This window comes from uncultured Winogradskyella sp. (assembly GCF_947501905.1).
GTDB lineage: Bacteria > Bacteroidota > Bacteroidia > Flavobacteriales > Flavobacteriaceae > Winogradskyella.
In genome coordinates, this window is sequence record NZ_CANMXL010000001.1 from 765,873 (window position 1) to 772,589 (window position 6,717).

Annotated in this window: 2 protein-coding genes and 1 pseudogene; all 3 read right to left on the reverse strand. The window is 39.7% G+C overall.

The features are described from left to right. Positions 1–27 precede the first annotated feature (27 nt). Positions 28–2,799, reverse strand: a complete 2,772-nt coding sequence (locus tag Q0770_RS03535; protein WP_299114038.1) for a hypothetical protein — start codon at positions 2,797–2,799, stop codon at positions 28–30. A 38-nt stretch (positions 2,800–2,837) separates the two neighbouring features. Further along, the gene (locus Q0770_RS03540; RefSeq protein ID WP_299114040.1) at positions 2,838–4,880 is read right to left on the reverse strand and encodes a hypothetical protein; all 2,043 of its coding nucleotides are present in this window, start codon (positions 4,878–4,880) and stop codon (positions 2,838–2,840) included. Positions 4,881–4,917: 37 nt separating this feature from the next. Further along, positions 4,918–6,717: pseudogene (locus tag Q0770_RS03545) on the reverse strand (hypothetical protein); the annotation flags it as partial.

Genomic DNA, 6,717 nt, shown 5'->3' on the forward strand with positions numbered 1-6,717 from the left:
ACCCCTTGCTCTTATTATTCCTTTACACTATTGTTCCATCGTATAATAGGTCCCTTGGTAGTAGTAGAAGGTTACCATTTGCCCTGTTGGAACAAGTAAACTACCTACTGAAGTAGCGCCATCTTCCTTCACAAAATTTGCAGGGAAATTCACGGTACCATTATTAGCTCCCACAAAGTGAAAGTTGTATACTCCACCATCTACCGGATTGGTAGGTGCGAGAATGCTAATGATGTTTAGAGAAGACATATCGAAACGGTAAATACCTTCTGGAATACTAGCTAAATCCACAGTAATATTAGGAGTCACAGTTACTATCTGAATGTTATTTACTTTACTGATAGTATTACCAGCAATGCTAATTAAGTTTCCTGCGGTATAGGTCGTGGAGATTGACGACAATGGTACTGTTTGTGTGTTGCCGTTTTCAATGCTGATGCTTAGGTTGCCCCCAGATACGCTGAAATCAGTGATTGTCTGGTCGTCCGTATTCACACCTGTTGCAATGTCTGCCAAAGCAACTGATACTGTATTACTGTCACTATCCGTAAGAACAAGGTTAGTACCAACTGTTGCTAACGTCGTATTAGTGGTATTGGTATCTGCATCTGTACCTGCCAAATCAGCCAAGGCTAAAGTCACAGTATTGTTATCACTATCGGTAAGGATAAGGTTTGTGCCATCCTCTGTTAAGCTAGTATTGGTAGTATTAGTATCTGCTCCTGCTGCAATATCTGCCAATGGCACTGAAACCGTATTACTATCACTATCAGTAAGAACAAGGTTAGTGCCAACTGTTGCTAACGTCGTATTCGTAGTATTGGTGTCAGCATCTGTTCCTGCCAAATCAGCCAAAGCTAAAGTCACTGTGTTATTTTCACTATCAGTAAGAATCAAGTTTGTGCCGTCTTCTGTTAAACTAACATTGGTTGTATTAGTATCGGCATCAGTACCTGCTAAATCAGATAATGCTAATGTTACCGTGTTATTATCGCTATCGGTAAGAATAAGGTTAGTACCGTCTTCTGTTAAGCTTACATTAGTTGTATTTGTGTCAGCATCCGTACCTGCTAAATCAGCCAAAGCTAAAGTCACTGTGTTATTTTCACTATCAGTAAGAATCAAGTTTGTACCATCTTCTGTTAAGCTTACGTTTGTTGTATTAGTATCTGCTCCTGCTGCAATATCTGCCAATGGCACTGAAACCGTATTACTATCACTATCAGTAAGAACAAGGTTAGTTCCAACTGTAGCTAACGTCGTATTAGTAGTATTGGTGTCCGCATCTGTACCTGCCAGATCAGCCAAAGCTAAAGTCACCGTATTGTTATCACTATCGGTAAGGATTAAGTTTGTACCATCTTCAGTTAAGCTAACGTTGGTGGTATTAGTATCGGCATCAGTACCTGCTAAGTCAGCTAAAGCTAGTGTTACCGTGTTATTATCGCTATCAGTAAGAATAAGGTTAGTACCGTCTTCTGTTAAGCTTACATTAGTTGTATTTGTGTCAGCATCCGTACCTGCTAAATCAGCCAAGGCTAATGTAACCGTATTGTTATCACTATCGGTTAGAATAAGGTTAGTACCATCTTCTGTTAAGCTAACATTGGTAGTGTTTGTATCAGTTCCTGCTGAGATATCTCCTAAAGCAACCGTTGCTGTATTACCGTCTTCTAGCGTAATACTCAAGTTAGATCCAGATACACTAAAATCTGTTATCGTTTGATCATCTGTATCAACACCAGCTGCAATATCTGCTAAAGCAACTGATACCGTATTGCTGTCACTATCAGTCAATACAAGATTAGTTCCAACTGTGGCTAGCGCAGTATTAGTGGTATTGGTGTCCGCATCTGTACCTGCCAAATCAGCCAAAGCTAATGTAACCGTATTGTTATCACTATCGGTAAGGATTAAGTTTGTACCATCTTCAGTTAAGCTAACGTTGGTTGTGTTGGTATCAGCATCCGTACCCGCTAAGTCAGCTAAAGCTAGTGTTACCGTGTTATTATCGCTATCAGTAAGAATCAGGTTAGTACCGTCTTCTGTTAAGCTAACATTGGTAGTGTTCGTATCTGCTGCCGTACCAGCTAAATCAGCCAAGGCTAATGTAACTGTATTGTTATCACTATCGGTTAGAATCAGGTTAGTACCGTCTTCTGTTAAGCTAACGTTGGTAGTGTTCGTATCTGCTGCAGTACCTGCTAAATCAGCTAAAGCTAATGTTACCGTATTGTTGTCACTATCTGTAAGGATTAAGTTAGTACCATCTTCTGTTAAACTAACGTTGGTAGTGTTTGTATCTGCTGCCGTTCCAGCTAAATCGGCTAAAGCTAATGTAACGGTGTTGTTATCGCTATCAGTAAGGATAAGGTTGGTACCATCTTCTGTTAGGCTAACGTTGGTGGTGTTCGTATCTGCTGCTGTTCCAGCTAGATCAGCTAAAGCTAGTGTTACCGTGTTATTATCACTATCGGTCAGGATAAGGCTTGTGCCATCTTCTGTTAAACTAACGTTGGTAGTATTCGTATCTGTTGCTGTACCAGAGGTATTTTGTACCCATTGTGCCCCATTAAAAAACCAACGCCCTTTTGTATCTGTATCATAAACTTCCAAACCTTCGGCTGGAGCAACAATAGCTATACGTTGTGCTGTGGTCATACGTGGAATTAAAATACCTGCGGTAGTACTGGTAATGTCTACTGCTGAAGAAGGGTCTGGATTGTTAGTCCCTACACCTGTTTGCGCACTTGCGACACAAGTGATCATTAAGGTTAGTATAAATAATATTTTTTTCATTGTACTTGTTTTTATAGCGGTTTATATTGTGAATTCATTTATTGTTTTTGACTCGTTAGTAATTCCTCGATACGCTTTAAGCGAGCTTCGAGTTCATTAATCTTGGCTTCTTTTGCTTTGAGTTCTTTTTGCTGTGCTATGGTATGCAAGAAAAGTTCTTCTACTTTTTCTAAGAGTTGTCCAGATAATGCTGAAATATTGACTCTGTAGTAACCGTCTTCGGTTTTTTCCAGTTCTTTTATTCCTGTTACACCAGGTAAGTGTTTGTTGTTTAGAATAAAAGCGTCAACTTCTTCGAGTGTTTTAAATTTGTAGCTTGTATTAAGTTTTGAAGTGCCATCTACATAGTCTTCAAATACATAGTCTGCATAGACTCCAGTATCAGTTAATAAAGCACCGCCACCTGAAGCATAAACATTTCCAGCCACTTCTAGTTTTTCGTTAGGAGTTGGTGTACCAATACCGACGTTACCAGTATCAGCATTCATAACAACAAAAGGAGTTGCACTACCACTATTAAAGAACTCAAATAAATAAGGTGTGTGTAAGCCTAAATTAGATCCATTACTTCCAACACCAGTTCCCGAATTTCTTACAGAAAAACCTGATGTTCTCGCAGCTTGAAAAGTATTTCCTGCGTCTTCTGAATGAAGTGCGAGTCTAAACTCTTCCATTGTATCAACAGTTTCTCCTGTAGATAATTGAGACCCTCCAATTTGAAGCTTTGAAGATGGATTACTTAAACCTATACCTACGTTACCCAGAGTATAAATGTCTTCCGTGTTTGTAGTTGCACCCATATTGTCATCGGTGCCAAACCAAGGTTCTACGTTTATAGCAGAAGTTGATGGGTCTTCCCAAGTAAGCTGTCCAGCACCATCTGTAGTAAGTACCTCGTTGGCGTTTCCGTTATCTGAAGGAAATTCATAAGTCTCATTAGCTGTCCCTCTTCTATAGCCAAAGACGATACCACTGTTAGGCTCCACATGTATGTTGCTAAGGTTATTAGGAGTATTACTAAAATCTACAGAGCTTATAGTAATACCATCCTGATTTACACCAAAACCACTATTAAACGACGTATTTTCTGAAAAATAAGTGAGATTTGCTCCGAAATTGGCTCTTAGGAAAAATTGCCCTCCAGAATTGCTTGAATTAGGGCCTAAACCAATACTTGTACCATTTGTATGAGCCGATGCTCTAACTTCTCCAGGAGTGGTATTAAAGAAAGCTATGGGTCCTGTACCGTCCCAAATTTCTTGATTATGAGAATACATTACGTTAGCAGGTGAAGGACTCGTAAGATCTAAAGGGAAGTCTCCCGAATAGAAGCCTGCATAGTGATTAGGAGCTAGTTGTACTTTGGTTTTTAATGAACCTACTACCTCTAGTGTTTCTGAAGGTGCATTAGTGCCTATACCTACATTGCCATTAGGCTTTACCGCAAAGACTTCATCTAAATCTTGATTTCTTAATAGAGTTATGTATCCAAAATTAGTGCTAGGAGAACCTGCAGTTATAACTTGCCCGCTATTAAAAGCCCCAGTACCTCTATTTTCAATCCAAGAAGCCCAACCACCAGCATTTTCGCTAAATACTACAGAAGACCCAATAGTTCCACTTATTGATCCTGGGTCATCTCCTACTTGTAATTTAGCAATAGGGTTCATGGTACCAATACCCACATTGCCATTATCGAGTGCTACAAATTCTGCACCCGTTGGTCTTGCTGTAGTACCATCACTTAAGGTTCCTAGTTCAATACTTGTATTTGCTGGGTTATTTACCCATGCGTCGTCTGTGGTATCCCCAGCAGAAGTGTTTTGTACCCATTGCGTACCATCAAAGAACCATCGGCCTTTGGTATCGGTATCATATACTTCTAGCCCTTCAGCAGGAGCAACAATAGCTGTTCGCTGAGCAGTAGTCATGCGCGGAATTAATATCCCTGCAGTTGTACTACTAATATCTAGAGCAGAAGAAGGATCTGGATTATTAGTACCTATGGCTTGTTGCGCTTCCATATTAAAGGCGCATAGCATTAAGGCAATACTATATATGTATTTTATTTTTGTTTTCATGTTTTAGGTTTTATCATGCCTTTTTAGCGAGGTATACCTATTGATTTAAGATAAACCAGTTTGCACCATCGCTCTGTAACGTGAAAGTTTGATACGGTAAATTGGTGGTTCGTGTAGCAACACCATCAATAGTTGCCCCTGCGCCATCTAATACTACATTATTAACTGTAGCATCAACCTTTTTAACCACATACTTTTTACCCATTACTGGAGTAGGAAGAGTAAGTGTAATAGCGCCACCTGAAGCATCTGCCAAAACCGTAGCATCATCTGCCGCTATAGTATAAGACGTAGTTTCAGTACGAATAGCTGCCGTAGTAGTTATGGTAGACGCATTGATACTTTTAAGTTCACCTGTTGCATTATCAGCAGTTACTATTAAATCAGTAGCTGCATCTGTACCTGTAAGGTCACTTACACGTACTTTACCATTTACCTCTAGTTTTTCGTTAGGTGTAATGGTTCCAATACCGATGTTACCATCATTTTTAATGGTCATACGAGGTTGTGCAATCGTGCTACCCACTGGAGTAGTTTCGAAAATTAATTTTCCCGGAGCCGAAGTAGCTGTTGGAACACCATCAGTTTCAGTTGATATTTCTGCAAAAATCGGTATTGCAACAAGAGGGTCTGGATTAAATCCCACTAAACCTCTATAACGCAATCCTCCTAAGCGTGTTCCATCTTGGTCTATAACTTGTGGTAAGATTGCTGTACCGTAGGTTCTTATTAAATCGATGTCCATATCGTTAGTAAGGTCACCGCTTAAAGAACGTACAAAAAGGGCATCGTCTGAGTTTTCAGAAACAACATGTAATGCGCCTAATGGTAGCGGCGTTCCAACACCAACACGACCTAAACTATATATATCCTCTGTATTTTGAGTTGCCCCTGTATCATCTGCAGTTCCTAAAATACCATCTGGTCCTGCTCCAAACCAAGGTTCGTTGCTTGATGGATTTTGGTTTACCCAATTGGTTCCGTTGTTTGTCCACACGTTTCCATTAGCGGCATCTACATATACCGCTCCAGCAGCACCCGTAGTTCCATTTGTGTTTGGATCTCCAGTCCCTGTTTGGGTGATATCGAAATTTACTACTGTATTATCAGCCGCTGTATGTGTAAAGGTTCCGTCACCATTGTTTTGAAGAACATCTGAATTGGCATTGATTACAGTTATCAGTTCATTATAAATATCACCTTGGTTAGTGATGTTGTTCACTACATCAGCAATCACATCAATAGTGATGCTATCACCATTAGCATTGGTTAATACATAAGAACCATCATTGTTATCCAATAAAGTTGTTGTATTGGCATCGAATACTACTTGAGTGCCATCAGCCGCTGTATGTGTAAAGGTACCATCATTATTATCTTGGAATACATCTGAATTGGCATTGATTACGGTTATCAGTTCATTATAAATGTCACCTTGGTTAGTAATGTTGTTCACTACATCAGCAATCACATCAATAGTGATGCTGTCTCCATTAGCATTGGTTAATACATAAGAGCCATCATTGTTATCCAATAAAGTTGTTGTATTGGCATCGAATACTACTTGCGTGCCATCTGCCGCTGTATGTGTAAAGGTTCCGTCATCATTATCTTCAAAGACATCAGAGTTGGCATTGATTACGGTAATCAATTCATTAAAGATATCACCTTGGTTAGTGATATTGTTCACCACATCAGCAATCACATCTATAGTGATGCTATCTCCATTGGCATTGGTCAACACATAAGAACCGTCATTATTATCCAATAAAGTTGTTGTATTGGCATCGAATACTACTTGCGTGCCATCTGCCGCTGTATGTGTAAAGGTTCCGTC